The organism is Amycolatopsis alba DSM 44262 (assembly GCF_000384215.1).
In the GTDB taxonomy this organism is placed as follows: Bacteria; Actinomycetota; Actinomycetes; order Mycobacteriales; family Pseudonocardiaceae; genus Amycolatopsis; species Amycolatopsis alba.
Genome location: NZ_KB913032.1, coordinates 2,333,937 through 2,359,777, shown reverse-complemented (window position 1 = coordinate 2,359,777; position 25,841 = coordinate 2,333,937). Strand labels below are relative to the sequence as shown.

General features: G+C 69.4%; 23 protein-coding genes. 14 read left to right on the top strand and 9 right to left on the bottom strand.

Annotated elements, in window-relative coordinates:
- Positions 1–58 precede the first annotated feature (58 nt).
- The 3 genes from AMYAL_RS0111030 (at position 59) to AMYAL_RS0111020 (ending at position 2,161) form a co-directional block, all read left to right on the top strand.
- Complete coding sequence (locus AMYAL_RS0111030) at positions 59–628, top strand: papain-like cysteine protease family protein (protein WP_020631365.1); 570 nt, start codon at positions 59–61, stop codon at positions 626–628.
- Entirely contained in the window at positions 625–1,392 is a 768-nt protein-coding gene (locus AMYAL_RS0111025; RefSeq protein ID WP_020631364.1) for a hypothetical protein, read from the top strand. The genes AMYAL_RS0111030 and AMYAL_RS0111025 overlap by 4 nt, the downstream gene beginning before the upstream one ends.
- Before the next feature lie 136 nt (positions 1,393–1,528).
- Entirely contained in the window at positions 1,529–2,161 is a 633-nt protein-coding gene (locus tag AMYAL_RS0111020; RefSeq protein ID WP_020631363.1) for a dTMP kinase, read from the top strand.
- A 336-nt stretch (positions 2,162–2,497) separates the two neighbouring features.
- On the opposite strand, the gene AMYAL_RS0111015 is transcribed toward AMYAL_RS0111020, so the two are convergent.
- The 4 genes from AMYAL_RS0111015 to AMYAL_RS0111000 all read right to left on the bottom strand — a co-directional run bounded on the left by AMYAL_RS0111015 (position 2,498) and on the right by AMYAL_RS0111000 (position 8,111).
- Positions 2,498–3,604 carry an aromatic ring-hydroxylating oxygenase subunit alpha gene (locus AMYAL_RS0111015; protein ID WP_020631362.1) on the bottom strand — a complete coding sequence of 369 codons (1,107 nt, stop codon included), beginning with the start codon at positions 3,602–3,604 and terminating at the stop codon, positions 2,498–2,500.
- On the bottom strand, positions 3,601–4,746 hold the full coding sequence (gene solA, locus AMYAL_RS0111010) for an N-methyl-L-tryptophan oxidase (RefSeq protein ID WP_020631361.1): 1,146 nt from the start codon (positions 4,744–4,746) through the stop codon (positions 3,601–3,603). The genes AMYAL_RS0111015 and solA overlap by 4 nt, the downstream gene beginning before the upstream one ends.
- A complete protein-coding gene (locus AMYAL_RS0111005) occupies positions 4,743–7,169 on the bottom strand; it encodes a GcvT family protein (RefSeq protein ID WP_026466951.1) in 2,427 nt (808 codons plus the stop codon). Before AMYAL_RS0111005 ends, solA begins: the two co-directional genes overlap by 4 nt.
- Positions 7,170–7,325: 156 nt before the next feature.
- A complete protein-coding gene (locus tag AMYAL_RS0111000) occupies positions 7,326–8,111 on the bottom strand; it encodes an IclR family transcriptional regulator (protein ID WP_020631359.1) in 786 nt (261 codons plus the stop codon).
- Between the two features lie 152 nt (positions 8,112–8,263).
- Between AMYAL_RS0111000 and AMYAL_RS0110995 the strand changes: the two genes are divergently transcribed.
- The 8 genes from AMYAL_RS0110995 to secA all read left to right on the top strand — a co-directional run bounded on the left by AMYAL_RS0110995 (position 8,264) and on the right by secA (position 19,462).
- Entirely contained in the window at positions 8,264–8,581 is a 318-nt protein-coding gene (locus AMYAL_RS0110995) for a bifunctional 3-phenylpropionate/cinnamic acid dioxygenase ferredoxin subunit (protein ID WP_020631358.1), read from the top strand.
- Positions 8,578–9,714, top strand: a complete 1,137-nt coding sequence (locus tag AMYAL_RS0110990) for an NAD(P)/FAD-dependent oxidoreductase (RefSeq protein WP_020631357.1) — start codon at positions 8,578–8,580, stop codon at positions 9,712–9,714. Before AMYAL_RS0110995 ends, AMYAL_RS0110990 begins: the two co-directional genes overlap by 4 nt.
- 111 nt (positions 9,715–9,825) lie before the next feature.
- On the top strand, positions 9,826–10,503 hold the full coding sequence (gene mtrA / locus AMYAL_RS0110985) for an MtrAB system response regulator MtrA (protein ID WP_005150760.1): 678 nt from the start codon (positions 9,826–9,828) through the stop codon (positions 10,501–10,503).
- 43 nt (positions 10,504–10,546) lie between these two features.
- Complete coding sequence (gene mtrB / locus AMYAL_RS0110980) at positions 10,547–12,229, top strand: MtrAB system histidine kinase MtrB (RefSeq protein WP_020631356.1); 1,683 nt, start codon at positions 10,547–10,549, stop codon at positions 12,227–12,229.
- A complete protein-coding gene (locus tag AMYAL_RS0110975; RefSeq protein ID WP_020631355.1) occupies positions 12,226–13,953 on the top strand; it encodes an LpqB family beta-propeller domain-containing protein in 1,728 nt (575 codons plus the stop codon). The genes mtrB and AMYAL_RS0110975 overlap by 4 nt, the downstream gene beginning before the upstream one ends.
- 557 nt (positions 13,954–14,510) lie before the next feature.
- Positions 14,511–15,149 (top strand): ComF family protein, encoded by a 639-nt coding sequence (locus tag AMYAL_RS0110965; protein WP_026466949.1) that lies wholly within the window; start codon positions 14,511–14,513, stop codon positions 15,147–15,149.
- A gap of 543 nt (positions 15,150–15,692) precedes the next feature.
- Positions 15,693–16,382: a ribosome hibernation-promoting factor, HPF/YfiA family gene (gene hpf, locus AMYAL_RS0110960; RefSeq protein ID WP_020631352.1), complete on the top strand. Its 690-nt coding sequence runs from the start codon at positions 15,693–15,695 to the stop codon at positions 16,380–16,382.
- Between the two features lie 248 nt (positions 16,383–16,630).
- Entirely contained in the window at positions 16,631–19,462 is a 2,832-nt protein-coding gene (gene secA / locus AMYAL_RS0110955) for a preprotein translocase subunit SecA (RefSeq protein ID WP_020631351.1), read from the top strand.
- Positions 19,463–19,514: 52 nt separating this feature from the next.
- Here secA and AMYAL_RS0110950 read toward each other — a convergent pair whose 3' ends face one another.
- On the bottom strand, positions 19,515–20,018 hold the full coding sequence (locus tag AMYAL_RS0110950; protein WP_020631350.1) for an Rv3235 family protein: 504 nt from the start codon (positions 20,016–20,018) through the stop codon (positions 19,515–19,517).
- 113 nt (positions 20,019–20,131) lie between these two features.
- Here AMYAL_RS0110950 and AMYAL_RS0110945 point away from each other — a divergent pair, with 113 nt between their 5' ends.
- Positions 20,132–20,539, top strand: coding sequence for an HAD family hydrolase (locus AMYAL_RS0110945; protein WP_020631349.1), 408 nt, complete (start codon positions 20,132–20,134; stop codon positions 20,537–20,539).
- Here AMYAL_RS0110945 and AMYAL_RS0110940 read toward each other — a convergent pair.
- Positions 20,511–21,293: a TrmH family RNA methyltransferase gene (locus AMYAL_RS0110940; protein ID WP_020631348.1), complete on the bottom strand. Its 783-nt coding sequence runs from the start codon at positions 21,291–21,293 to the stop codon at positions 20,511–20,513. The two genes, AMYAL_RS0110945 and AMYAL_RS0110940, sit on opposite strands and share 29 nt — an antisense overlap.
- Positions 21,294–21,327: 34 nt before the next feature.
- On the opposite strand from AMYAL_RS0110940, the gene AMYAL_RS0110935 reads away from it, so the two are divergent.
- Together AMYAL_RS0110935 and AMYAL_RS0110930 are read left to right on the top strand one after the other, a co-directional pair.
- Positions 21,328–22,734 (top strand): WS/DGAT/MGAT family O-acyltransferase, encoded by a 1,407-nt coding sequence (locus AMYAL_RS0110935; protein WP_020631347.1) that lies wholly within the window; start codon positions 21,328–21,330, stop codon positions 22,732–22,734.
- Positions 22,731–23,222 (top strand): DUF6912 family protein, encoded by a 492-nt coding sequence (locus AMYAL_RS0110930; RefSeq protein ID WP_026466948.1) that lies wholly within the window; start codon positions 22,731–22,733, stop codon positions 23,220–23,222. The genes AMYAL_RS0110935 and AMYAL_RS0110930 overlap by 4 nt, the downstream gene beginning before the upstream one ends.
- A gap of 116 nt (positions 23,223–23,338) precedes the next feature.
- Here AMYAL_RS0110930 and AMYAL_RS0110925 read toward each other — a convergent pair whose 3' ends face one another.
- The 3 genes from AMYAL_RS0110925 to AMYAL_RS0110915 form a co-directional block, all read right to left on the bottom strand.
- A complete protein-coding gene (locus tag AMYAL_RS0110925) occupies positions 23,339–24,223 on the bottom strand; it encodes an NAD-dependent epimerase/dehydratase family protein (protein WP_020631345.1) in 885 nt (294 codons plus the stop codon).
- Positions 24,224–24,285: 62 nt separating this feature from the next.
- Positions 24,286–25,080 (bottom strand): SCO4651 family lipoprotein, encoded by a 795-nt coding sequence (locus tag AMYAL_RS0110920; RefSeq protein ID WP_026466947.1) that lies wholly within the window; start codon positions 25,078–25,080, stop codon positions 24,286–24,288.
- Positions 25,081–25,153: 73 nt separating this feature from the next.
- Entirely contained in the window at positions 25,154–25,831 is a 678-nt protein-coding gene (locus AMYAL_RS0110915; protein WP_020631343.1) for a hypothetical protein, read from the bottom strand.
- Positions 25,832–25,841: the final 10 nt, after the last annotated feature.

Here is a 25,841-nt window from a genome sequence, read left to right as displayed (position 1 = left end):
CTGTTCACCGTTGTGACCACATTGGTTCGCCATGGTGACCAGGAGGCCCGTCGTGCCTGTGTTCTCGAGGAGGGTTTGCGCCGCCGGCGCCGCGAGTCTTGCGGCGTGGCTGGCGATCCAGACCCCGGCGAGCGCGCTGCCCCAGCCGCCTGCCCGCCAGAACACCGTCGCGATGCAGGTGCAGGAGAAGTCCCAGTGGTGCTGGGTGGCTTCCGGCAACACCATCGCGGCACACCACGGTGTGACCGTCACCCAGAACGAATTCTGCCGGATCGCTCACGGTGAGCGACGCCGGGAGTGCGCCGACGAGCCGGGAACGCTGGGCGACGTCCGGCGCGCCTTCGGCAAGCTCGGCTTTTCGGCCCCTGGGAACTACCTCAAGGGACGCATCTCGTACGCCGACGTCCAGGCGCAGACCGGTTCCGGCCGACCGGTGCAGACACGGGTCGGCTGGGCCGCTGGCGGTGGTCACATGCACGTCCTCTACGGCTTCGACGCCGGCCGGAAGTGGGTCTCGTGGGGGGATCCACTGCCCACCGGGAACCGCTACAACTGGTCGACCTACGACTTCTACGCCGCCAACAAGTCCTTCACCTGGACCCATACGCTCACCGGGATCCGGCGATGAGCGCGCGGCGGTTCCCCGTGCTCGCCGGGCTGGTCGCGGTCGCGCTGCTGATCTCGGCGCCGGGAGCGCGCGCGGACAACCTGTCGAGTGAAGATCTCGCGGCCGCGAAGGCTGCTGCCGACGACCCCACTCTGCGTGCCGAAATCGGTCGCTTCCTCACGCAAACGGGTGGTTCGGGCCGGACGCCGTCGGTGAGCGTCGTCAACGAATCCTTCCCGGTTTACGAGCTTTCGAGGGACTTCGTCGCCGGCGATGGCGCGGTCGCCGGGCGACTCGCCTACGTCGCCGTCCCGGTCACGGCCTCCGACGGGCAGACCGCCACCGTGTGGTCGGTCCGGGGCGACGACGGCGCCTGGCGCGTCGGGAACATCGCCTCGGGCGACCGGGAGAGCGAACTGGCCCGGCGGTTGCCCGCGGGCGCGACACTGCTCCACGAACCTCAGGTCGACGCCTGGTACGCGCTGCGCGACGGCCGGGTGACGCTGCTCGACTCGGGCGCCAGCGGCTACGCGGCCGGTGCCACGGCCACCCTCGCGGAGTACCAGAAGACGGTCTCCGGCCGGTACGGCGCCATGCTCGCGAACTCGCCCTACGCCCAAGAGGGCAAGGCCGGTGGCTACAACGCCCAGGTGATGCCTCGCGGCGACGGCGGCCCCGCGCCCGACGCGCAGGACACCGGCTACGTCCCGCTGCTGATCTTCGGCGGCTTGCTCCTCATTTGTGTCGCCGGCTTCTTCCTGCACTCGAAGAGGCGCGTCCCCTAGCGGACCGGTGGGCCGGACGTGAGCTGACCCCGTCTGGCCCGCCGGTCGACCAACCACCCGTATCCATCCATGCCCCGCCGCCCTCGACCGAACCGCTTCGCGGTGCTGGTCATATTCTGTGGCGGTGGGTCGACTCGTGGTGATCGAAGGTCTGGACGGCGCGGGCAAGCGCACGCTCGCCGGCGCGCTGACCGGCGCGCTGAACGCGGCAGGGGCGAGCGTCACGTCCATCGCGTTCCCGCGCTACGGCGAAAGTGTGCACGCCGATCTCGTGAAGGAGGCGTTGCACCGCGGGCACGGCGACCTCGCCGACTCCGTGTACGGCATGGCGATGCTCTACGCGCTCGACAGGCGGGGTGCCGCGGACGAGATCCGCGCCCGGCTCGGCGAGCACGACGTCGTGCTGCTCGACCGGTACGTCGCGTCGAACGCGGCGTACGGCGCCGCCCGGCTCCACCAGGGCGCGGACGGCGAGTTCGTGCGCTGGCTCCGTGAACTGGAGATCGACCGGTTCGACCTGCCGGTGCCCGCCGCTCATCTGCTGCTCCGGGTCACCGCAGACGTCGCGGCGGACCGCGCGCAGCGCCGCGCGGAGAGCGACGCCGATCGCGCGCGGGACTCCTTCGAGACCGACGACGCGCTCCAGAAGCGGTGCTCGGTGGTCTACGACGAACTCGCCGCGACGGGCTGGCTCGCCCCTTGGCACGTCCTCGACGGCGTCGCCGGTGTCGACACCGCCGCTTTGGCTACCGCCCTGCTCCGCGATTAGTCACCTACTTGCGCTCGGGGGTGAAGGGACGCGCGGAAGGTTCTCCTTGCCTCAGGTCTTGCGGTCCTCATGAGAGAGTCCCGGAGGTGTCGCGAAAGCCACTTTCGGGACACCTGGTGTCCCGAAAGTGGCTTTCGCGACACCGGGTTCGGCGTGCGGGCGAGCGACGGAACACGTCACGTGTGCCCTTACCCCTCAACCTGGGATCGGGGTGACTCGGGCGCCGTGTCTCGAAGGCCCCCTTTGGGACGTTCAACGTCCTGAAGGCCCCCTTTGAGACATCCCGAAGTGCGGCCGAAGGCACCAGAACCCGCCAGGACACGCGTGCCTTACCCCTCAATAACCCCCTAGCTGCGTGCGCAGCCAGGTGTGGAACTCGCCGATGTGGTGCTCGGACGGCATCAGCACCCCGCCGCCGCGGTAGGCGCGGGACGCCATCGCGGGCTGGCAGCGTTCGCAGGCGTCGAAGTCCTGCTCGTTGACGCGGTGGAACAGCTCCACCGACCGTGACACGTCCCGCCCCGACGCCACGACCTCCGCCGAATAGAGCCAGTCGCATTCGACGACCGTCCGGTCCGGCGCGAGCGGGTACATCCGGTGGAAGATCACGTGGTCCGGCACCAGGTTCACGAACACCTGCGGCCGGATGGTGATCGCGTAGTACCGCCTGTCCTGCTCGTCCGCGACACCGTCGAGCCTGCTGAAGCCCGAACCGCCGTCGATCGTGAACCCGGCGACGTCCTCGCCGAATTCGGCGCCGTGCCCGACGTAGTACTGCGCCGCGTATCCGCCGGCGAACTCCGGCAGCACTTCGGTCAGTTCGGGATGGATGGTCGCGCAGTGGTAGCACTCCATGAAGTTCTCGACGATCAGTTTCCAGTTCGCCTTGACGTCGTAGGTGATCCGGCGCCCGACCGAGAGCCCGTCGAGCCCGTAGCGCTCGATCGACTCCAGATCGCCCAGCCGTTCCCGCACCGCGCCTTCGACGCCGTCCCCGAACGACGGCGGGTCCGCGGCGAGGCAGACCCACGCGTAGCCCAGCCATTCCCGCAGGCGCACGGTGTGCAGCCCGTATCCGGCGCGGTCGATGTCGGGGAGGTTCGCCAGGTTCGGCGCCGCGATCAGTTTGCCGTCGAGCCCGTACGTCCACGCGTGGTACGGGCACTGGAACGCGCGTTTCACCGTTCCGGTCTCTTCGGTGCACAGCCGGGCGCCACGATGGCGGCAGATGTTGAGGAACGCCCGCAGCCCGCCGTCCCGGCCCCGGCTGACGATCACGCTCTCCCGTCCGATCAGGACGGTCCGGAAGTCGCCCGCGGACGGCAGATCCGCCGCCCTGACCGCGCAGAACCACTGGCGTTCGAAGATCTTTTCCTGCTCCGCGGCGAAGATCGCGGGGTCGGTGTAGTAGCCGCCACCCAGCGTCGGGATGAGACTCGTCATCTCGGGACTCCGGTCAGCCGGGCCGGGTCGAACAGGGCGATCGGATGCCCGGTGGTGCCGTCCACCACCAGATCGGCGAGCACTTCGCCGACCACCGGGACGAACTTGAAGCCGTGCCCGGAGAATCCGCAGGCGACCACCACGCGGTCGTGCGCGGGGTGGCGGGAGATGACGAAATGCTCGTCGGGGGTGTTCGTGTACAGGCAGGTCGCCCCGCGCAGGAACGCGCCGGGCAGCGACGGCATCTTCCGCCTGACGAACTCCGAGATCTCGCCGACCTCTTCGGCGTGCACCGTCCGGTCGATGGTCTCCGGCGTGCAGGTCTCGCCGCCGCGGAAGAAAGCGACCTTCACGCTCCCGGCGTCGTCGTGGGAGGGGAAACCGTAGAACTGGCGGCCGCTTTCGCCTTCCCAGACGTAGATCGGATGCCGCTCGGCGCGGAACGGCCCCGCCCCGCCCGACGGCGCGAACCAGTACTGGACCTGCCGCTCGATGGTGAACTCGACGCCGAGTTCGCCGAGCAGTCCCGGTGCCCAGGCGCCGGGGCAGATCACCAGCTGTTCCGCGGTGTAGAAGTTCTGCGACGTCCCCACCCGGACCCCGGTGGACGTCTGCCGCCACGAAAGGACCGCCTCCTCGTGGTGCAGATCCGCCCCGGCCCGCGCGGCGAGCTGGAGATGCGCCGCCACACTGCCTTCCGGCACCACGAAACCGGCGTTCTCCTCGTACAGCGCGATTTCGTGGTCTTCCGGGCGCATCGTCGGGAACCGGCGCCGGATCTCCGCCGCGTCCAGCAGCTCGTGCGGCAGTTCCCATTTCCGGGCGCTGGCCAGGCTGCCCGACACCGTCCGCGAGCCGGGGCCGCCGAGCATGATCCCGCCGCAGCGGGTGAAGATCTTCCGGCCGGAGTCGCGTTCGACGCCGTCCCACAGTTCATGCGCCCGCAGCAGGAGCGGCACATACGCGGGATCCTCGAAGTACGCCTGCCGGGTGATCCGCGAGCCGCCGTGGCTCGACCCGAGGTTGTGCACCGGCGCGAACCGGTCGATCCCCAGGACACGCTGCCCGCGCCGGGCGAGCCGGTACGCGGCCGCGCTGCCCATCCCGCCGAGGCCGATGACGATGACGTCGTAGTGGGTCATGCGGCGCTCCTGAGCCGGGCCATACCGGGGTCGAACAGCGGTTCAGCCGCCACGACGGCGGGGATCCGCTCGCCGAAGTACTCGATCTCCAAAGGCGTTCCCGGCACCGACAGCCCGGCGGGAAGCCACGCGTACGCGATGTTCTTGCCGACGGTGTAGCCGTACGCGGCACTGGTGACGTACCCGGCGGGACGGCCGCCCGCGAACACCGGTTCCTTGCCGAGTACGACGGAATACGGATCGTCGACGGTGAGACAGGTCAGTTTCCTGGTGGCCGTTTCCCCGGAGCGGCCGACCAGCGCGTGCCGGCCGATGAAGTAGCCCTTGTCCATCCGCACCGCGAATCCGAGCCCGGCTTCGTACGGGTCGTGCTCGGCGGTGACGTCCGTACCCCACAGCCGGTACCCCTTTTCCAGCCGCATGCTGGAGAAGGCGTCCCGCCCGGCGGCGATGATCCCGTGCCGCTGCCCGGCTTCGGCGAGCGTGTCCCACAGTTCGCGGCCGAGATCGGCGCTCGTGTACAGCTCCCAGCCGAGTTCGCCCACATAGGACAGCCGCATCGCGGTCACCGGCACCAGGCCGACGTAGGCCTGTTTCGTCTTGAAGTATCCCATCGCCCGGTGCGAGAAGTCCGTTGTGGACAGTGGCTGCAGGACGGCCCTGGCGAGGGGTCCCCACAGGCCGATGCAGCAGGTACCGGGGGTGGTTTCGTGGATCTGCGCGGCGCCGTCGCCGGGCAGATGCCGCCGCAGCCAGTCGATGTCGATGGCGCTGTTGACGCCAACCTGGAACCGTTCGGCACCGAGCCGGGCGACGGTCAGATCGCTGCGCACGCCACCGTCTTCGTCGAGCAGCAGCGTGTAGGTGACCGAGCCGGGTTTCTTGTCGAGCTGGTTCGTGGTCATCGTCTGCAGGAACGGCAACGCGCCGGGACCGGTGACCTCCACACGGTTCAGTGACGTCATGTCGAACATCGCCACCCGCTGTCGCGCGACGAGGGCTTCGGCGCCACCGATGGGGGACCAGTATCGCGCGGCCCAGTCATTGCGTTCCGGGACGAGACCGACCTCGGGGAGGTTCGCGTTCGCCTCGTACCACTGCGGCCGTTCCCAGCCGTTCGCTTCGAGGAAGAACGCGCCGAGCGCCGCTTGGCGCTCGTGGAAGGGACTCGTCCGCAGCGGCCGCGGTTCTTCCATGGGCTGCAAGGGATGGACGATGTCGTAGACCTCGACGAAGCTTCGGCAGCTGCGCGCCATGACGTAGTCCGGGGCCAGCCGCGCCCGCTCGAACCGGGCGAGGTCGCAGCCGTGCAGATCGGCGCCGGGCTGCCCGTCGACCAGCCAGCGCGCCATCGCCCGCGCGACACCCGCCGAATGCGTGATCCAGACGGCTTCGGCGACCCAGAACCCGTCGAGATCCGGATGCTCGCCCAGGAGCGGCATACCGTCCGGGGTGAAGGAGAAGAGGCCGTTGATGCCCTCTTCGACCTTGGTCTCGCCCAGCAGGGGCAGCAGGTCGACGGCGGCGGCCCAGGACCGCTCGAAGTCCGCGGGGGTGAAGGCGAGTTCCGACGGCATGCCCTCGCCCGCGCCGATCTCCCCGGCGGGCAACGGCATCGGCCGGTGCCCGTACGCGCCGATGCCGATCCTGTCGGCGTGCTCGCGGAAGTAGAGGTCGGCGTCCTGATGCCGCAGGATCGGCCGGGTCCCTTCAGACAGGCGGGGCAGGGGACTGGTGCGCGCGTACTGGTGCGCCATCGGGACCAGCGGGATCACCAGGTCCACCAGTTCGCCGAGCACCGGGCCCCACATCCCGGCGCACGAGACCACGAGGTCCGCGCGGAAACTCCCGGTCCCGGTGGTGACGGCGGTGACCCGCCCGCCCGCGGTTTCGACGCCGACGACCTTCTGGTGCGCGAGGAACTTCGCGCCGCGCCCGATCGCGCGGCGAGCCTGCGCTTCGGCCGCCCGCAGGGGTTCGGCCAGGCCGTCGGAGGGAATGTGGAACCCGCCGAGCACCTTGGCCGGATCGAGCAGCGGATGCAGCGCGACGCATTCGCCCGGCTCGATCAGCCTGCTTTCGACACCCGAAGCGGTCGCCCAGCCGTGCCGTCGCTTGAGGTCGGCGAGCCGTTCCGGCGTCGTGGCCACCTCCAGCCCGCCGACCGGCCGGAAGCAGGGGCTCCCGTCGAGTTCGAGCGCGCCGTACTTGGCGACGGTGTACCGGGCGAACTCGGTCATCGTGCGGCAGGCGTTGGTCTGGAAGACCAGTCCGGGCGCGTGCGAACTGGATCCGCCGGTGGTGAACAGGCCGCCCTGTTCCAGCACGGTGAGATCGGTCCAGCCGCGTTCGGTGAGTTCGTCGGCGAGCGCGCAGCCGACGATGCCGGCGCCGATCACGACGACGCGGGGTCCAGAGGGCATGGTGGGAGGAACCTCCTGCCTGCCCGGAGGTCCACAAAGGACACGCGGGCATCGGGGTGACAGGCGCAGTTGCGGATGAGGCACGTTGTTCCGTCTTCAGCAACAAAGTGCGGCACGCGCGGGCGCGCTGTCAAGAGCCCGAAAAGGTCGCCTGCTTCACTCCGTGAAATACCCGAGCTGGTCCGAGAGATCCGCGGACGCCTCGGCGAGCGGCCGCACGATCTGCCGCACCCGCTGTTTCGAAAGCCGGTACGACGGACCGGAAGCGCTCATCGCCGCGACGACGGCGCCGCCGGGGCCGTGCACCGGCACCGCGACCGCGTGCATCCCCAGCTCCAGTTCCTCGAAACAGGCCGCGTACCCGTCCTCGGCGACCCGCTCCAGTTCCGCGGTCAGCTCGTCCGGATCGACCGTGGTCCGCGGCGTGAACTGTTCGAGTTTCCGCCGGAGCAAGCGTTTGCGCTCGACGTCGCCCATGTACGCGAGCAGGACCTTCCCGCTGGACGTCGCGTGCAGCGGCGTGCGCTGGCCGGTCCAGTTCTGCGTGGTGATCGCGGCCGAGCCGCGGGCCTGGCTGACGTTGATCGCGACGCCGTCGTCGGCGATCGCGATGTTGACCGTCTCGCCGAGCGTCTCCGCCAGGCCCTGGCACGTCCGCCTGCCCAGTTTCGCCAGATCCATCCGGCCGGTGGCGGCGCCCGCCAAGCGGACGATGCCGAAGCCGATCGCGTACTTGCCGCGTTCGCCGAGCTGCTCGACGAGGCCGCGGTTCTCCAGGACGCTCAGCAGGCGGGAAGCCGTCGACTTGTGCACGCCGAGTTCGCCCGCGATCTCGGTGATGCCCGTTTCCCCGTTGCGCGCCAGCAGTTCCAGCACGCTGATCGCGCGGTCGACGGACTGCACCTGACTGGGTGTTGCGTTCCCCGCGTCCTGGTTCCGCATGACGCAACAGTAGCCGTTTCGCCCGGATCCGTTCGGCTGAGTGGGCGAATCCCTTGACGCACCGCCCCCTCGGGCGCGATTGTTGCGCAGAGCACGTCCCGTCTCGTAATACGCAACATCAACAACCGTCGGTCCTTTCCCCGGAGGCCCCGATGATCCGTGCCTGCTCCGTCTCCGAACTTCCCGAGGGCGAAGCTCTCCGTCTCGAAGGCCCAGTGCCCGTATCGGTTTTCCATTCCCAGGGCGGCTACTACGCCCTGGACGACACCTGTAGCCATCAGGACGCGTCGCTCGCCGACGGCTGGATCGAGGACTGCTTCGTCGAATGCCCGCTGCACGCGGCGCGGTTCGACCTGCGGACCGGCGTCCCGGACTGCCTGCCCGCGAAGAACGCCGTACGCACGTACCCGGTCGTGGTCGCCGACGGGGTGATCTACGTGGACACCGGGGTGCGGCAGGACGTCGCTTGAGAACCGTCGCCGTCGTCGGCACCTCCCTGGCGGGACTCCGGTCGGCGCAGGAGCTGCGCGAGCGGGGATTCGACGGACGGCTGGTGATGATCGGCGCCGAACCGCCCTACGACCGGCCGCCGCTTTCGAAGGATTTCTTGCTGGGCAAGGTTTCCGCCGGTGATCTCGCGCTCGCCGGGCCGGACGGCCTCGACGCGCTGGCCGCCGAATGGCATCTGGGCGTCCGTGCCGAGAAGCTCGGCCGCGAAGGCGTGACGCTCGCCGACGGGACCACGATCGCCGCCGACGGCTACGTCATCGCGACCGGAGCGGTGGCCAGAACCCTTGGTGTGGCAAGGAACCTGAACGGCGTTCACACCTTGCGGACGATCGACGACGCCGTCTCGCTGAAACGGGATCTCGCGGCGGGGCCCGCTTCGGTGATCGTCGTCGGCGCGGGATTCATCGGCGCGGAGGTCGCGTCCGCCTGCCGTCTGCTCGGTCACGACGTCACCGTGATCGAGGCGATGCCCGTCCCGCTCGCCCCGGTCCTCGGCGCGCGGATGGGCGCGGTGTGCGGGGAACTGCACGCCGAAAACGATGTCCGGCTGATCACGGGCGTCGCCGTCGCCGGGTTCGCCGGGGCCGATCGGGTCACCGGTGTCCGGCTCGCCGACGGGAGGGAGTTCCGTGCCGATCTCGTCGTCGCCGGCGTGGGGGCGCGGCCCGCCACCGGATGGCTGACCGGCTCCGGGCTCGCCGTCGACGACGGGGTGCTGGTCGATTCCGGCTGTGTCACAGCGAATCCTCGAGTGATCGCGGTGGGTGACGTCGCGCGGTACCAGTGCCGTTCGCGCGGCAGGCGTGTCCGGTCGGAACACTGGACGGCGGCGAACGAACAGGCGGGGGTCGCGGTCGCGAACCTGCTCGCCGGCGCGACCGTCACGCATTTCGCACGACACGGTTACTTTTGGTCCGATCAGTACGGACGGCGGCTCCAATTCGCCGGAGTGGCCACGGAAGACGTGCGGATCGTCGAAGGCGACGTCGCTTCGAAGCGGTTCGTCGCGGCCTATCACCGCGGTGACGTCCTGACCGGGGTCTTCGCGATCGACTCCCCGAGGCCGTTCACCAGGCTCCGGCGCGCCCTCTAGGGGCCGAAGACCCTACTCGGATGGAGCAATTTGACCGATTCGATGATCTTTCTGGTGGTCACATCGCCGGGTCGTGCGCCCGCGCGGGGAAACTAGTGCGAACATAGGTTTATGAAGGCACGTGTTCTGGTCGTCGACGACGACCCTGCTCTCGCGGAGATGCTCACCATCGTGCTGCGTGGGGAGGGGTTCGACACAGCCGTCGTGGCCGACGGCTCACGAGCGCTGCCCGCGCTTCGTGAGCTGAAACCGGACTTGGTCCTCCTCGACCTCATGCTGCCGGGGATGAACGGCATCGACGTCTGCAAGGCCATCCGGGCCGAGTCCGGCGTGCCGATCGTGATGCTCACCGCCAAGAGCGACACCGTGGACATCGTCCTCGGGCTCGAATCGGGGGCGGACGACTACGTGGTCAAGCCCTTCAAGCCGAAGGAACTCGTGGCCCGCGTCCGCGCCCGGATGCGCCGCACCGAGGCCGAGCCCGCCGAGTCGCTGACGATCGGCGACCTCGCGATCGACGTCCCCGGCCACGAGGTGACCCGTGAGGGCAAGGCCATCCCGCTGACCCCGCTGGAGTTCGACCTCCTGGTCGCGCTCGCCCGCAAACCGCGTCAGGTGTTCACCCGCGAGGTGCTCCTCGAACAGGTGTGGGGCTATCGCCACGCCGCCGACACCCGCCTGGTGAACGTGCACGTCCAGCGTCTGCGTTCGAAGGTGGAGAAGGACCCGGAGCACCCCGAGGTGGTGTTGACGGTCCGCGGCGTCGGGTACAAGGCAGGCCCGCCGTGATCACCCCATGAGCGGACGCTTGCCGAGGCTTGCCCAGACCACGATGCGCCACGTCCGGCGCATCGTGGTTTTCGTGCGCCGCAAGATCGTCTCGTTCAACGAGCTGTGGCGGTACTCACTGCAGTTCCGGGTCACGGTGTCCACGCTGGCGCTGTCGTCGGCCGTGGTGTTCGTGCTGGGCATGGTGCTGCAGAACCAGATCACCGACCGGCTGCTCGAGACCAAGGAAAACGCGGCGATCGCGCAGACCAGGGCGGTCGTCGAGACCGCGGCCAATGAACTGATCGGCGTCGGTGCCGAAAGCCCGGAAGCGCTGACGGCGCGGATGAACAACGCGCTGAAGAAGATCTCCAGCACGACGACTTCGCAGGACGGCGCGGGATCGGCCGCGGGCACCTTCGAACCCGTGCTGGCCGCGGGCGGCCGCGATCAGTCGAGCAGGCCGGTGGCCGCCGGTCCCTACGACAAGGTGCCGGTCCGGCTGCGCCAGTTCGTGGAGACCGAACAGCTCAGCACCCTGATCCACACGGTCACCGAGCCCGACGGCGGCAAGACGACGTATCTGATCGTCGGCGCGCCGCTGAGCACGATGATCAACCCGCTCCAGCTCTACCTGCTGTACCCGCTCACCAGTGAGCAGAACACCGTCTCGACCGTGCAGAACACGCTGCTCGTCGGCGGTCTCGTCCTGCTGCTCCTGCTGGCGGGCATCACGAACCTGGTCACCCGGCAGGTGGTCCGGCCGGTCCGGCAGGCCGCCGCGGCGGCCGAACAGTTCGCGGGCGGAGACCTCGACCAGCGCCTCGCCGTGCTCGGCGAGGACGATCTGGCCAAACTCGCCGTGTCCTACAACGAGATGGCCGCGAGTATCCAGGGGCAGATCCGCCAGCTGGAGGACTTCGGCGGGCTGCAACGCCGGTTCACCTCCGACGTCTCGCACGAACTGCGGACCCCGCTGACCACCGTCCGGATGGCCGCCGACGTGCTGCACGCGTCGCGCGAGCAGTTCCCGGCCGGCCTCGCCCGCTCCACCGAACTGCTGGTCGACGAACTCGACCGGTTCGAGGCCCTGCTCGGCGACCTGCTGGAGATCAGCAGGCTCGACGCGGGCGTCGAGGAGCTTTCGGCCGAGCTGATCGACGTCCGGCCGATCGCGACCAGGGCCGTCGAACAGGTCCGGGTGATCGCGGGCAACGCGGGCAGTTCGGTCGAGCTGGTCCTCCCGGACGAGGAGGCGCCCGCCGAGGTCGACGCGCGCCGCGTCGAGCGGATCCTGCGCAACCTGCTGGCCAACGCGGTGGACCACAGCGAAGGCAACCCGGTGGTGCTGACGCTGGCGGTCAACGAGACCGCGGTCGCCATCACCGTGCGAGACCGCGGCGTCGGGCTCCGTCCCGGTGAGGCGGAACTGGTGTTCAACCGGTTCTGGCGGGCCGACCCGTCCCGCAACCGCCGGACCGGCGGCACCGGTCTCGGCCTCGCGATCAGCCAGGAGGACGCCCGGTTGCACGGCGGCGTCCTCGACGCCTGGGGCGAGACCGGCCACGGCGCCTGCTTCCGGCTCGTGCTGCCGCGGCAGCAGGACACGCCGATGGGGGAGAGCCCGCTGGTCCTGCCACCGCCCGATCACAAGGCGACCGACACGCACGGCTCGCCGTCAGGACTGCTCGAAGTCCGGCCGGCCCCCGACGCGATCCTCGCCGAACCCGAGGAGGTCGGCCGGTGAAGCGGCTGCTGACCCTGCTTGCGGTGTTCCTGCTGGTCGCGGGCTGCGCGAACATCCCGCTCGAAACCCAGCCCGCCGTCGTCCCCGGTGACAAACCGGGGCAGGCGCCGGTGGACGTCCCCGAACCGGCGGCGGGCATGGACTCGCTGACCCTCATCCGCCAGTTCATCCGCAATTCCGCGACGCCTGGCTCGGCGAACGCCGACGCGCGGGTGTACCTCGACGACGATGCCCGGCGCAACTGGAAGCCGTCGCCGGGGCTGACGATCATCGACAACACCTTCGGCACCGTGTACGACACCGCGTCGCAGCCGGGGAACCCGGACGAGCAGCTGGTGAACGTCCGCGGGTTCAAACTCGGCAACCTGGGCCCCGACAACGCGTTCATCCCGGTGAAGGCCGAGTACTCGCAGCAGTTCAAGGTGCGGAAGCAGCAGAACGGCCAGTGGCGGATCGCGGACCCGCCGCAGGAGCTCGCCGTCACCGACGAGGACTTCGCGCTCAACTACTTCCGGGTGCCGATCAGCTTCTACTCGCCCGACTCCGGCGCCTTCGTCCCCGACCTCCGGTACGTCGCGGCGAAACCGCAGGCCGGACTGCCCGGCCGGGTGATGGACCTGATCCTGCAGGGGCCGTCGGAAGGGCTGAAGGGCGCTGTCAAGGACCTGCTGAACGACCAGGTCGCCACCGACACCAACGTCCGCAGCACGGACGACGGGACACTGAACGTCGCACTGACCGGGATCGGCGGGGCCAGCCTCGTGGACCGGAACCTGATCGCCGCGCAGATCGTCCTCTCGCTGCAGACGGTGACACTGAGCCGGATCCGGCTGCTGGCCGACGGCACCGCGCTGGTGCCGGAACACGAATACTGGCGCTCCAGCGAACTGCCCAACTACAACGTGGACATCGCGCCCAACTCGGAACTGCTGGGACTGATGACCGTGAACGGGCGGGTCCGGTCACTCAGCGACGGGCAGCCGATCGGCGGGCCCGCGGGCAACGGCGGGTACAAGGTCATCAGCGGCGCGCAGTCCGTCGACGGCAGACGGCTCGCGGTGGTCGAAGAGCGCGACGGCAGGCAATGGCTCCGGGTCGGGGACCTCGGCCGCGATCTCGCTTCGGTCGACCTGTTCGGCGGCAGCCTGAGCAGGCCGACCTGGCGCCCGGTCGCCCGCGGCGGCGGACTTTCGGGTGAGGTCTGGACGGTCGTCGACCACAACACCGTCGCCAGGGTCACCCTGGCCGCGGACGGCCGCTGGGTGAAGGCCGGCGTCGACGCGACCATGCTCACCGGACTCGGCCAGATCACCGAACTGCGGCTTTCGCGCGACGGGTCCCGGCTGGCCGCGGTGGTCAACGGGCAGCTGGTGGTCGCCTCGATCGTGCGGACGGCGGACTCGGTGGCGCTGCGGGCGCCGCGCAAGCTGCAGGAACGCGACCTCAAGGACGTCGTCGACGTCGACTGGTCCGCCCAGGACCACCTGGTCGCCGCGACGTCGTCGAACACGCTGCCGGTGGTCATGGTGCCGCTGGACGGGCAGCGGATGGACGCCTTCAACAGCTCGAACCTCACCCCGCCGGTGCACGGCGTCACCGCGGCGCCGAGCAGGCCGAACCTGGTCGCGGACGCGGGCGGGCTGTGGGTCGCCTCCGAGCTGGGCGAGGTGTGGCGGCCGCAGGCGCACACCGTCACCGACGCGGACCCGTTCTACCCCGGCTGAGCGCTCGGCGGCCCGATCCGTGAAGGCCTCCTTCCCTACCTTGAGAGTAGGGAAGGAGGCCTTCACTACCTCTCAAGTCGCCACTTTCGCCCCAGACGCACCAGCAGTCACAGCGGCTGCCCCCTCGCCGCAGCTCAGCCGAGGGAACCCGACCTGCACACCCGACCTCCCGGCGGGAGCAAGGGACCTTTAGTAACGGCAGCTCTCCTAGCGGCGCTAGTGAACCGGGTAGTCCGTGAAGGACTCCTTGAGGGACTCAGAGTCCCTCAAGGAGTCCTTCACGGACCGAGGCGGGGGCCGCGTAGCGTCGCGAAGGGGCCCAGAGTTGCGAAGGAGCCTGGCGTCGCGAAGGAGCGCAACGTCGCGAAGGAGCCTTCTCCTCAACAGGGGGTCCAGCCTTCTTCTCGACTGCCTCTCCTGGCACGTCACCGAACCCCGGCACCTTCTCCTCGACTGCTGTCGTGACTGGTCTCCTGTGGACGAAAAGTGTCCTAAGGGGACCAGTCATGACGCAAAGGGGCCAGGAACTGTCGGGGCCCGGCGCGATCCTCGAAGGCATGATCAAAATCCTGGATCTCCTCATTCCCGCCCGCTGCGCGTCCTGCGGGGCGCCCGGCGCGCCGTGCTGCGCCACCTGTCAGACGGCTTGGGGTTCGCTCAGCGAGATCACCCGCGCTCCGACGGCCGGTCTCGTACCCGTCTACGCCCTGGCCCGCTACTCCGACGACGCCCGCCGCTTGATCCTCGCCTACAAGGAACGCGGCCGTCGCGACCTCGCGCCGTCCTTGGGGCTGGCTCTCGCCGAAGCCCTGCTTCACCTGCCCGAACCGGCAGCGGGACACTGTCTCGTCCCGGTCCCGTCGAGACGTCACGCCTCGCGTGTCCGGGGCGGCCCGCATGTCCGGCGCATGGCCGAAGAATGCGCGAAAGTGCTGTCGAGCAAGGGAAAACCGGCGACGGTCGCGCCTGTGCTCGAACTCAAGGCCGGGGTTCGCGACGCCGTGGGGCTCACCCGTGCCGAGCGGGCGGTGAACCTCGACGGCCGCATCCGGCTGGTCGCGGGAGCCCATCCGGCACGGGCCATTCTTCTTGACGACGTGATCACAACCGGAGTGACGGCCGCCGCTTGTGTGCGCCTTTTGGACATAAGCGGAATTCACGTTTCCGCGGTGGTCGCACTGGCCGCCGCCGGGTGATCGGAGGGTCACCTACAAGAGTGATGAATGATCGGGAACGGGAATGGGTACAAGGGCGTTGACAGGATATGAGGAGGCTTCCGGGGAACACACCGACAGCCCGCCACTCCACCGGGGTGGCGGCGGTTTCCCCTGGCGGCGTCACCCTCGGCTTTTTCCTGTCCGAAGGCTTGCGCCGTCCGCGTGAAAACAAATCACGGGGACGACGCCCGACAGGCCGGATTGCCCCGCTGGGCCCACCGTCACCGTCGCGTGCGGTGACGAGGTCTCACGTCCTGATATCCCCCGGCTCGGGGGCTGTTGCTCGCGGCGTGATGCAGCTAACGTGCAGCGCTATCAGCAATCCCGGCAGGCAGGGAGGTGACCAGCCCATGTCCCTGGCGCCGGAGCCGCGCTGAGTCCGCGCTCGGACATCCGCCACGAGACGTCGTGTCCGTATGCCGAGTTCCCTCATCGCCCGCGATCCGGGCTTCGTCCCCGCTTTACCGGCGCCCTAGTGAACACATCTACAGCTCGCAGTCATTTCAGCGAGGGAGGTCGTGTATGGACATCGTCGTTAAGGGCCGCAACGTGGAGGTGCCCGACCACTATCGGGCACTCGTCAGCGAAAAGCTGGCCCGGCTAGAGCGCTACGACAAGAAGGTCATCCGTTACGACGTGGAGCTCTTCCATGAGCCCAATCGCCGTCAGTCGAAGAACTGCCAGCGCGTCGAAATCACCGGTAAGGGCAGGGGCCCCGCCGTACGCGCCGAAGCGTGTGCAGGCGACTTCTACGCAGCGCTGGATTCCGCACTCAACAAGCTCGAGAACAGGTTGCGGAAGACACACGACCGCCGGCGCGTGCACTACGGCCGCAGCCGCCCGGAATCCGTCGCCGAGGCGACTTCGATGGCGGCCGCCGGTGGCATGACCACCGACACCCGGCATCTGGCGGGTACCGCTGTGCTCGAGGCGCCAGAGGCCGAACCCCTGGCCGACGGTTTCGCCGTCGAGAGCGGTGAAGAGTTCGAGATGCCCCAGCAGCGCTGGGATGACGGGGTGACCGAACATCAGCCCGGTCGCGTCGTCCGCGAGAAGAAGCACGACGCGGAACCCATGACGGTCGACCAGGCCCTCTACGAGATGGAACTGGTCGGTCACGACTTCTACCTGTTCAACGACTCCGACGCCGGATGCCCGAGCGTCGTCTACCGGAGGCGAGGCTTCGACTACGGCGTCATCCGGCTGAGCTAGCCGGTCCCTCCGACCACCCACAACGCCTATGAAGCGGCCCGTACGCGCACGCGTGCGGGCCGCTTCCTGTCCGGATCAGGCCGGATACGTGCCCGCCCGGTCAGGTACCGACCGACGGTGCGTGCGCGAACACCGAAGTGTTCCCTACGATGGGGGTCGGACGGCGGTGCGAATGCCGGCGCCGTCGTGTACGAGACTGCCCGAGATCGGCTCGGGTGCGATCACAATCAGCTAGTGAGGTCGACCGGATGGTGCTGAACCGCCTGCTCCGCGCGGGCGAGGGCAAGATGGTGAAGCGGCTGCGCAACATCGCCGATCACATCAACACCCTCGAAGACGACGTCAAGGAACTTTCGGACACCGCGCTGCGGGCCAAGACCGACGAGTTCCGTAAGCGGAACGCGGACGGCGAGTCACTCGACGACCTCCTGCCGGAGGCGTTCGCGGTGGCGAGGGAGGCAGCCTGGCGCGTGCTGGGCCAGCGGCCCTACGACGTCCAGGTGATGGGCGGTGCCGCGCTGCACCTCGGTCAGGTCTCGGAAATGAAGACCGGTGAGGGCAAGACCCTGACCCAGGTGCTTCCCGCGTACCTGAACGCGCTGTCCGGCAAGGGCGTGCACGTCATCACGGTGAACGACTACCTCGCCAAACGTGACGCCGAGTGGATGGGCCGCATCCACCGCTTCCTCGGCCTCGAGGTCGGCATCATCCTGGCCGATCAGACGCCCGACGTCCGCCGTCAGCAATACGCCGCCGACATCACGCACGGCACGAACAACGAGTTCGGCTTCGACTACCTCCGCGACAACATGGCGTGGAGCCTCGAAGACTGCGTGCAGCGCGGCCACAACTTCGCGATCGTCGACGAGGTGGACTCCATCCTCATCGACGAGGCCCGGACGCCGCTGATCATCTCCGGCCCGGCGGACCAGTCCTCGCGCTGGTACGTCGAGTTCGCGCGGATGACGCCGCTGATGAAGGCGGACATCCACTACGAGGTGGACATCCGCAAGCGCACCGTCGGTGTCACCGAGAAGGGTGTCGCCTTCGTCGAGGACCAGCTCGGCATCGACAACCTCTACGAGGCCGCGAACACGCCGCTGGTCGGCTACCTGAACAACGCGCTGAAGGTCAAGGAGCTCTACAAGCGCGACAAGGACTACATCGTCCGTGACGGCGAAGTCCTCATCGTCGACGAGTTCACCGGCCGTATCCTGCACGGCCGCCGCTACAACGAGGGCATGCACCAGGCGATCGAGGCCAAGGAAGGCGTCGAGATCAAGGCCGAGAACCAGACGCTCGCCACGATCACGCTGCAGAACTACTTCCGGCTCTACAGCAAGCTCGCGGGCATGACCGGTACCGCCGAGACCGAGGCGGCCGAGTTCCACCAGACCTACAAGCTGGGTGTGGTGCCGATCCCGACCAACAAGCCGATGGTCCGCGCCGACCAGGCCGACCTGATCTACAAGACCGAGCAGGCCAAGTTCGAGGCCGTCGCCGAGGACATCGCCGAGCGGCACGAGAAGGGCCAGCCGGTGCTGGTCGGCACCACGAGTGTCGAGAAGTCCGAGCACCTGTCGAAGCTGCTGCTCAAGCTGGGTGTCCCGCACGAGGTCCTCAACGCCAAGCACCACGACCGGGAGGCCCTGATCGTCGCCCGCGCCGGGCGCAAGGGCGCGGTCACGGTCGCCACCAACATGGCGGGCCGCGGTACCGACATCGTGCTCGGCGGCAACCCGGACATCATCGCCGACGAGGTGCTGCGCGATCGCGGTCTCGACCCGGTGGAGCACTCCGAGGAGTACGAGGCCGCCTGGCCGAAGGTCCTCGAAGAGGTCCAGGCCGACACCAAGTCCGAGGCCGACGAGGTCCGCGAGGCGGGCGGGCTGTACGTGCTCGGCACGGAGCGGCACGAGTCTCGCCGGATCGACAACCAGCTCCGCGGTCGTTCCGGCCGTCAGGGCGACCCTGGCGAGTCCCGGTTCTACCTGTCGCTCGGTGACGAACTCATGCGCCGCTTCAACGCGACCATGGTCGAGCGGGTCATGACCACCATGCGGCTGCCGGACGACGTGCCGATCGAGCACAAGATGGTCTCCAAGGCGATCAAGAGCGCGCAGACGCAGGTCGAGCAGCAGAACATGGAGATCCGCAAGAACGTCCTCAAGTACGACGAGGTCATGAACGAGCAGCGCAAGGTGATCTACGCCGAGCGCCTGCGCGTCCTCGAGGGCGAGGATCTCCGCGAGCAGATCGAGCACATGCTGGTCGACGTCATCAACGCGTACGTCAACGAAGAGACCTCTTCGGGCTACGCGGAGGACTGGGACCACGAGAAGCTGTGGACCGCGCTCAAGACGCTGTACCCCGTCCAGGTCACCTGGGACTCGCTGACCGAGGACGACGACCTCGACGCCGACGGCCTGCGCGAGGCGCTGCTCGAAGACGCTCACCGCGCGTACGACACTCGCGAAGTCGAGATCGACGGCAAGGTCGGCGAAGGCGCGATGCGCAGCCTGGAGCGCCAGGTGATGCTCACCGTGCTCGACCGCAAGTGGCGTGAGCACCTCTACGAGATGGACTATCTCAAGGAGGGCATCGGCATGCGGGCCCTGGCGCAGCGCGATCCGGTCATCGAGTACCAGCGCGAGGGCTACGACATGTTCCGCGCGATGCTGGAGTCGCTGAAGGAGGAGGCCGTCGGCTTCCTGTTCAACCTCCAGGTCGAGCAGGCCGAGCCCGCCGCCCCGTCGCCCGAGTCCGCGTCCGCGCTGCCCGCCGGTGTCGGCTCCGGGAACGGCCAGGCCGCCAACGGCGACGGACGGCACGCCCGCCCGACGCCGCCGCAGGGTCCGGCGACCGACACCGAGTCCGTGCCGTCCGCCTTGCGGGGCAAGGGACTCGGCGGTGGTTCGCAGTCCGGGCTGACCATGTCGGGCCCGTCCGAGGACGGCGGCGTCGAGTCGCATTCGGACAGTGCCGGCAGCGACGGCGGTGACCAGAGCGGAACCCGCCGGGAGCGTCGCGCCGCGCAGCGCGCCTCCCAGAAGAAGGGCAAGAAGGGCCCGCGCCGCTGAGACGGTCATCAAAGGGGCCTTCACCGCATCACGTGCGGTGAAGGCCCCTTTGTCATGCAGCGAGCCGGAGCGAGGAAACGCGCCGCGGCGGCTTCAGCAGGTGGAAGCGGGTACACACCCAGCCTGTCGGGGTCCGCTCGAACCGGGCGGCCAAGGCGAGGGAGCGGCCGTTCTGCTCGACCGTCGCGCAGGCCTCTACGACGCCGTCCGCCGGATGGCACAGGTGAATCGACTTCGGCCGGTAGCCGCCCGGCGGACGACGGCGGCCCTTGTCGAGCAGCGCGCTGTGAAGCGCCGGGTCGAGGATGGGCCGCACCTGGCTCGCCGGACGGCGTCCGTCGCAGGCTTCGAGGATGGTGGTCAGCAGCCTGCCCACCTGTCTGCGGTCCGGCGTGTCGGGAGCAGGCTGGAATTCCTCCACGACCGGTGGTTCCCCCGCCAGCCGCAGGTCCAGCACGAGCTGGTTGTCCGGCGGCGGCGCACGGTGCACCTGCCTGCCCTCGACCCGGTACGGCGGCTCATACGATTTCAGCCGTCTCAGTACGTACGAACGCATCAGGCAGCCCCCTCTTCCGCGGCCCCTCGGCCGCCCCCAGCAACTAAGGGGCCGGAGACAGGCCGCGCCGCGACAGGAACCGCCCGAGAGGATGAACCGGGCGGTGATCGCTTGTGTACGGTGGGCCGGTGCTGAAAGGGCTGGTCATCGACTACGTCGGGGTGCTCACGGACGACGGCGCGGCTGAGTTGTACGCCTTCCTGCGAGCCGCCAGGGCACGCGGCATCAAAACGGCCTTGCTCTCGAACGCCCCCGGCGCGTCGGACGAGGCCAAGCGGTCACTGGCCCCGTTCTTCGACACGCTCGTCTTCTCCGGCGAGGTCGGCGTGGCCAAACCCGAACGCGAGGTCTACCTGCTCACCGCGGGCCTGCTGGAGCTGCCCGCCGGCCGGTGCGTGTTCGTCGACGACGCCGCGCACAACGTCCGAGCCGCGGTCGCGGCCGGGATGGCGGGGGTGCACCACACCTCGGTCGAGGAGACGCTGACCGAGCTCAGCGCCCTCTTCCCGCAGCATCGGTAGCGCGGCGGACCAGCTCGAACGAGAGCACGGCGGCGGCCGCGGACACGTTGAGTGACTCGACCTCGCCGGGCATCGGGATCGACACCCACTCCGTCACCAGCTCGCCGACCTCGGCGCCGACGCCGTTCGTCTCCCCGCCCAGTACGAAGGCCGCGCGCTGCGGCAGTTCGACGTCGAACACCGTCTCGCGGGCCGAAGCGCCCAGCGCGTAGAGGCCGTACCCGGCTTCGGTCAGCATTTCGGCGGCCTCACGCGCGCTGCCGCACCGCAGCACCGGCGCGCGGAACGCGACCCCGGCCGAGGCCTTGACCACCATCGGGTCGAGGGCGGCGACCCCGCGCCGCGGCACCACGACCCCGTCCAGCCCGGCGGCGGTCGCCGTGCGCAGGATCATCCCGACGTTCGCCGGGGTGGTGATGCCGTCGAGCAGCAGCACCCGCGACGGCGGCCTGCCGTCGGACAGGGCGGCGTGCAGTGACCGCATGCGCGGGGCGACGACGTCGGCCAGCACCCCCTGGTCCTGCTTGCCGTTGCCCGCGAGCACCTTGACGCGATGCGCGCTCGCCCGCTGCACCGGCACCCCTGCGGCTTTGGCGGCGCGCTCGATCTCGGCGGCGTTCGGTCCCCGCACGGTGTCGGCGAGAATCACTTTGTCCACCTCGAGCGCCGCGTCGTCCAATGCCTCGAGCACCGGTTTCCGCCCGTACACCGTCAGGAACCGGTCCTTCGGCGAGATCGCCGACTCATCACCCACACCGGCGAGTGTCCCACTATGTAAGGATCGGCCCATGCCCGACCGCCTCTCCGCGCTGGACGCCTCGTTCCTGTACGTGGAAGACCACTCGACCCCGATGCACGTCGGCGGCGTGGCGATCTTCGAACGGCCGCGTGACGGCTTCACCCATGAGCGGCTGCTGCACCTGATCGGGCAGCGCCTGGCGTTCCTGCCGAGGTACCGGCAGCGGGTACTGGAGGTGCCGGGACACCTCGCCCGGCCGGTGTGGGTCGACGACGTCGACTTCGACCTCAACTACCACGTCCGCCGGTCCGCCCTGCCGCAACCGGGCTCCGACGGCCGGCTGTTCGACCTCGTGGCGCGGCTGATGTCACGGCGGCTCGACCCTGGACGGCCGCTCTGGGAGGCGTACTTCGTCGAGGGGCTCGCGGGGGACCGGGTCGCGCTGGTGACCAAGACGCACCAGTCCGTTGTGGACGGGATCGGCACCATCGAGCTCGGACAGCTGATCCTCGAGACCACTCCGCAGGAGCCGGAGCCGTTCGACGACAACTGGCATCCGCGCCGGGAACCGAGCCGCACCCAGCTGATCCTCGACGCCGTCGCCGAGACCGTGCAGCGGCCGACGGAACTGGTGGAGAACGTCCGCTCCATCGCCCATGACGCCACCGCGATGGCGGGCAAGGTCACCGAAACGGTCGGCGACGTCGCGTCGGCGCTGAAGACCATGGTGAATCCCGCGCCGTCCGGGCCGCTCAACGTCCGCACCTCCGGCGGCCGCATGTTCGCGGTGGTCCGCACGCGGCTGGAGGACTTCCGCAAGGTCCGCGCCGCGCACGGCGGCACGGTCAACGACGCCGTGCTCGCGGCCATCACCGGCGCGCTGCGGCAATGGCTGCTCTCCCGCGGGTCGAATCTGACCGCGACCACCACCGTGCGCGCGCTGGTGCCGATGGCCGTCCGCGACGCCGAGACGGCCGAGTACTCGACGCCGGCGCTGGTCGGGAACCAGGTCGACGCCTACCTGGTCGACCTCCCGGTCGGGGAGCCGAACGCGGTCCTTCGGCTGCAGCACATCGGCCATGCCATGGCGGACCACCTCGACTCGGGCCGTTCGGTCGCCGCCCGCGGGCTGCTGACCGTCGGCGGGTTCGCGCCGGCGACCCTGCATTCGCTGGGCGCGCGGGCGGCCGGTTCGATGTCGGGGCGCATCTTCAACGTGCTGATCACGAATTCGCCGGGCCCGCAGGTGCCGCTCTACGCGGGACAGGCGAAGATGGTGGAGATGTTCCCGGTCATGCCGCTGGTGCGCAATCAGGCGCTGGCGATCGGGGTCACCTCGTATCACGGCGGTGTCTACTTCGGACTGAACGGCGACCGCAAGGCCGTGTCCGATGTGGACCTGCTCGCCGGGATGATCGAGGAATCGCTGGAAGAACTGAAGGGTGCGCACTGGTGAGGGTTTATCTTCCAGGGACGATCGCGATGCTGCGCGACCTCGAAACCGCCGGTGAGTTCCGGGCGCGCAGCGGTACGGGCTTCGCGCTGACCCCGGCGCTGCGGGAGTCCTACGCCAGCGGGTCCGACGAAGAACTCGAGTACGCCGCGCTGCTCGACGCCGCCAGGGCGTCGCTCCGGCTGATCGCGGCCGAGGAGAAGCCCGAGCCGCGGCGGGTGGTGATCTCCGCCGACATCGACGAGGTCACCCAGCGCCCGGATCTCGACGCCGCCGTGGTCCGGCTGGCCGGGCCGGTGAAGATCGCCGAAGTCGCCGCGATCCACGTCGACGCGGCCGAGGCCGCCGAGTCCGTGCTGGCCGCCGCCGCGGTGATCGACCAGGCCGACCTCGGCGACCCGGACGCCGAATTCACCCTCGGCGACGCCGAAGACCACGAACTCGCCTGGTACGCGCCCCAGGAGCTGCCTTTCTTGCTGGAACTCCTGTAGTCCAGCGGGGTGTCGCGAAAGCCACTTTCGCGACGCCTGGTGTCCCGAAAGTGGCTTTCGCGACACCTGGAACCGGGTAAGCGGCCAGGTGACACGGCACGTTCGCCCTACCGGCATCAGAACCAGGAAGGGCCCGGAACCGGGCGTTCGGGGCGCCATCCGGTCGCCTCGGTGAGCCGGGCCGAGACGACGCGCTGCGAACGCGCCAGCACCGCCATCGATCCCACCCGATTCGCCAGCCACTTCGGCAGCGCGCGCGCCCGCCGGACACCGGCCGCGACGGCCATCGCTTCGCCGAGTTCCCGCTTCCGCACCGGATCCGCGGCCAGGTTGTAGACGCCGCTCGGCGCCCGCAGCGCCGCGATCGCGCCCGCCGCCGCGTCGTCCGGATGGATCGCCGCGGTCCAGTCGGTCCGGCGGCCGATGATCAGCGGCGAACCACGCCGCGCGGCCGTCAGCATCATCGTGGTCATCGGGTCGTCGGAGACCAGCAGCCCGATCCGCAGCCGGATCGCGGTGCGTCCCTCGTCGGCCAGCTCCGCGATGTTCGCGTGCGCCACCGTCGAAGACGCGATGTGGCCGTACGGCGCGAGCGGCGCGTCCTCGTCCAGTTCTTCGTCGCCGCCGTCGGCGTAGACGAACGAAATCCCTTCCTGCACCACGATTCCCAGCTCACCGACCCGGCGCGCGGCGGCCGCGAGCGTCCGACTGCCTTCGGCCCGAAGGCGGTCGTTCTCCGCCCAGCCGGACGCTTTCATCGCGTGGCGCGCGTCCGGGATCCGGGTCGCGACGTTCACCACCGCGTCGTGCCCGTTCAGCGCCCCGGCCAGGGAATCGACGTCGAACAGCGAACCCGCCACCGGTTTCGCGCCGGTCGCGCGCACGGCCGCGACCCGGTCCTCGCCGCGGGCCAGCCCGTTCACCTCGTGGCCCTCGGCCAGCAGACGCCGCACCAGCGGCCGTCCCAGCACCCCGGTCGCCCCGATCACCATCACCCGCATGTTCGTTCCCTCCTGTCCGCCTTCACGAGCTGGACGAGACGGGCGCGGGGAACGTGACAGGATCAGCCCGCCGGGATCTCCCCGATCTCCTCCGGCGGCGGCGCCTGGATGTCGGCCTGCGTGCCCCACTCGCGGTAGCGCGTGACGATCCGCGCCATCGCGCTGTCCGGAACACCCGAAGCGGCGAGGACCGGGGCGAGGTCGAGCACGATCTGCACCGGCCGGTGCGCGTCGTCGAGCCAGACCTCCATGGGGATCTTCCCGAGCTTGCCGTTCAGCTCCCCGACAGCCTCCGCGGACAGCCCGGCGGGCAGGTCACCGCCCAGCGCGGCCATGTCGACGTCCAGCCGGTAGTGCTCGGTGGAGACACCGTCGAGGTCGGCGTGCCCGGACTCGGTGAGCGTTCCCGCCCGCCGGAGCTGGTCGAGCGCGCGGCCGGGGTCGTTCTGTTTCGCCAGCTGGTCGATGCTGCCGCCGGCGACCTGGGAGAACGGGTCCGCCCCGTCGGGGGAGACCTTGACCCACGGTTTCCCGCCGGGAACGTCTTCGCGGACGTTCTCGGGGACCTTGGCGAAGACGACCTTGTCGACCAGCCGGAGTTCGAGCGGCTCGCCGAGGAAGTCCGTGGTCATGGCCAGCGCGGTGCCCGTTCGCGCGACCCTGGCCTGTCCCTGGCTCTTCGACCGCATCGTGCCCGCCGTGACGTCGGTGGTGAACTTCGCGGCCTTGCCGTCGGTGGCGGACGCGGCGCCGTCGGCGAGCGCGCGGGCGTCGGCGAACGAGACGGTTTCGCCGTCACACGCGCCGAGCAGCGCGCCGAGGACGAGCATGACGGCGGGCAGGGCCGTTCTCCGCATGAGGACCTGCTTTCACAAGGCGGGCACTCAAGCGAAACACAGCCGGGGGCCTCGCCCCGATCGGGGGAACGGCTCAGCGGCTGTCGCCGATGGCCTCGGGCGGCGGCGCGATGATCACCACGTCCGAGGCCCAGCTGTCGTACTTGACCGTGGCCTTGCCGATGCTGACCTGCACCGGACGCTGTTCGCCGTCCAGCCACACCTCGGCCGGGGCACCGCCGAGGTCGAGGACGTAGTGCGTGGCGGCGGTCCCGTTCAGGTCGGCCTGTTCGGACTTGGTGACCTTGCCGGACTTCGAGATCCGCTCGATCGTGCGCGTCGGGTCCATCTTCTCGACGACGTCCGTCATCAGCGCGCCGTTGGCCGCGGAGAGCGCGTCCTTGCCGCCTGCGGTGATCTTGACCCATTCCTTGTCGGTCTTGAGTTCCTGGACCTGGGTGTCGGACAGGTGGTAGTAGAGGACGCCGTCGGCGTAGATCAGGTCCCGTTTCTCACCCGCGACCTCGGCGACCATGGAGAACTTGCTGTTCGCTCCCTCGTAGAGCCCGGAGCTGGTCACCACGACCTTGCGGCCGTCCTCGGCGGTGGTCTCCAGTGCGATCTTGGACGACCGGGCCTTCTGCGTGCCCGCTCCGGCGGCCGAGGCCAGCTGTGCCGCGTCCGCCGGTGGCGCCGCCGGTTTCTCTTCGCCGGAACAGCCTCCCAACAGCAGGAGAGCGGTACAGACGACGGCGAATCCGGTGGCACGCATAGGACTCCCT

Bases quoted from the DNA above. Each gene is read 5' to 3' on its own strand.
- AMYAL_RS0111025 (WP_020631364.1), top strand. From the start codon at position 625: ATGAGCGCGCGGCGGTTCCCCGTGCTCGCCGGGCTGGTCGCGGTCGCG.
- AMYAL_RS0111015 (WP_020631362.1), bottom strand. From the start codon at position 3,604: ATGACGAGTCTCATCCCGACGCTGGGTGGCGGCTACTACACCGACCCC.
- solA (WP_020631361.1), bottom strand. From the start codon at position 4,746: ATGACCCACTACGACGTCATCGTCATCGGCCTCGGCGGGATGGGCAGC.
- AMYAL_RS0111005 (WP_026466951.1), bottom strand. From the start codon at position 7,169: ATGCCCTCTGGACCCCGCGTCGTCGTGATCGGCGCCGGCATCGTCGGC.
- AMYAL_RS0111000 (WP_020631359.1), bottom strand. From the start codon at position 8,111: ATGCGGAACCAGGACGCGGGGAACGCAACACCCAGTCAGGTGCAGTCC.
- AMYAL_RS0110995 (WP_020631358.1), top strand. From the start codon at position 8,264: ATGATCCGTGCCTGCTCCGTCTCCGAACTTCCCGAGGGCGAAGCTCTC.
- mtrA (WP_005150760.1), top strand. From the start codon at position 9,826: ATGAAGGCACGTGTTCTGGTCGTCGACGACGACCCTGCTCTCGCGGAG.
- mtrB (WP_020631356.1), top strand. From the start codon at position 10,547: ATGCGCCACGTCCGGCGCATCGTGGTTTTCGTGCGCCGCAAGATCGTC.
- AMYAL_RS0110965 (WP_026466949.1), top strand. From the start codon at position 14,511: ATGATCAAAATCCTGGATCTCCTCATTCCCGCCCGCTGCGCGTCCTGC.
- hpf (WP_020631352.1), top strand. From the start codon at position 15,693: ATGGACATCGTCGTTAAGGGCCGCAACGTGGAGGTGCCCGACCACTAT.
- secA (WP_020631351.1), top strand. From the start codon at position 16,631: ATGGTGCTGAACCGCCTGCTCCGCGCGGGCGAGGGCAAGATGGTGAAG.
- AMYAL_RS0110950 (WP_020631350.1), bottom strand. From the start codon at position 20,018: ATGCGTTCGTACGTACTGAGACGGCTGAAATCGTATGAGCCGCCGTAC.
- AMYAL_RS0110935 (WP_020631347.1), top strand. From the start codon at position 21,328: ATGCCCGACCGCCTCTCCGCGCTGGACGCCTCGTTCCTGTACGTGGAA.
- AMYAL_RS0110925 (WP_020631345.1), bottom strand. From the start codon at position 24,223: ATGCGGGTGATGGTGATCGGGGCGACCGGGGTGCTGGGACGGCCGCTG.
- AMYAL_RS0110920 (WP_026466947.1), bottom strand. From the start codon at position 25,080: ATGCGGAGAACGGCCCTGCCCGCCGTCATGCTCGTCCTCGGCGCGCTG.
- AMYAL_RS0110915 (WP_020631343.1), bottom strand. From the start codon at position 25,831: ATGCGTGCCACCGGATTCGCCGTCGTCTGTACCGCTCTCCTGCTGTTG.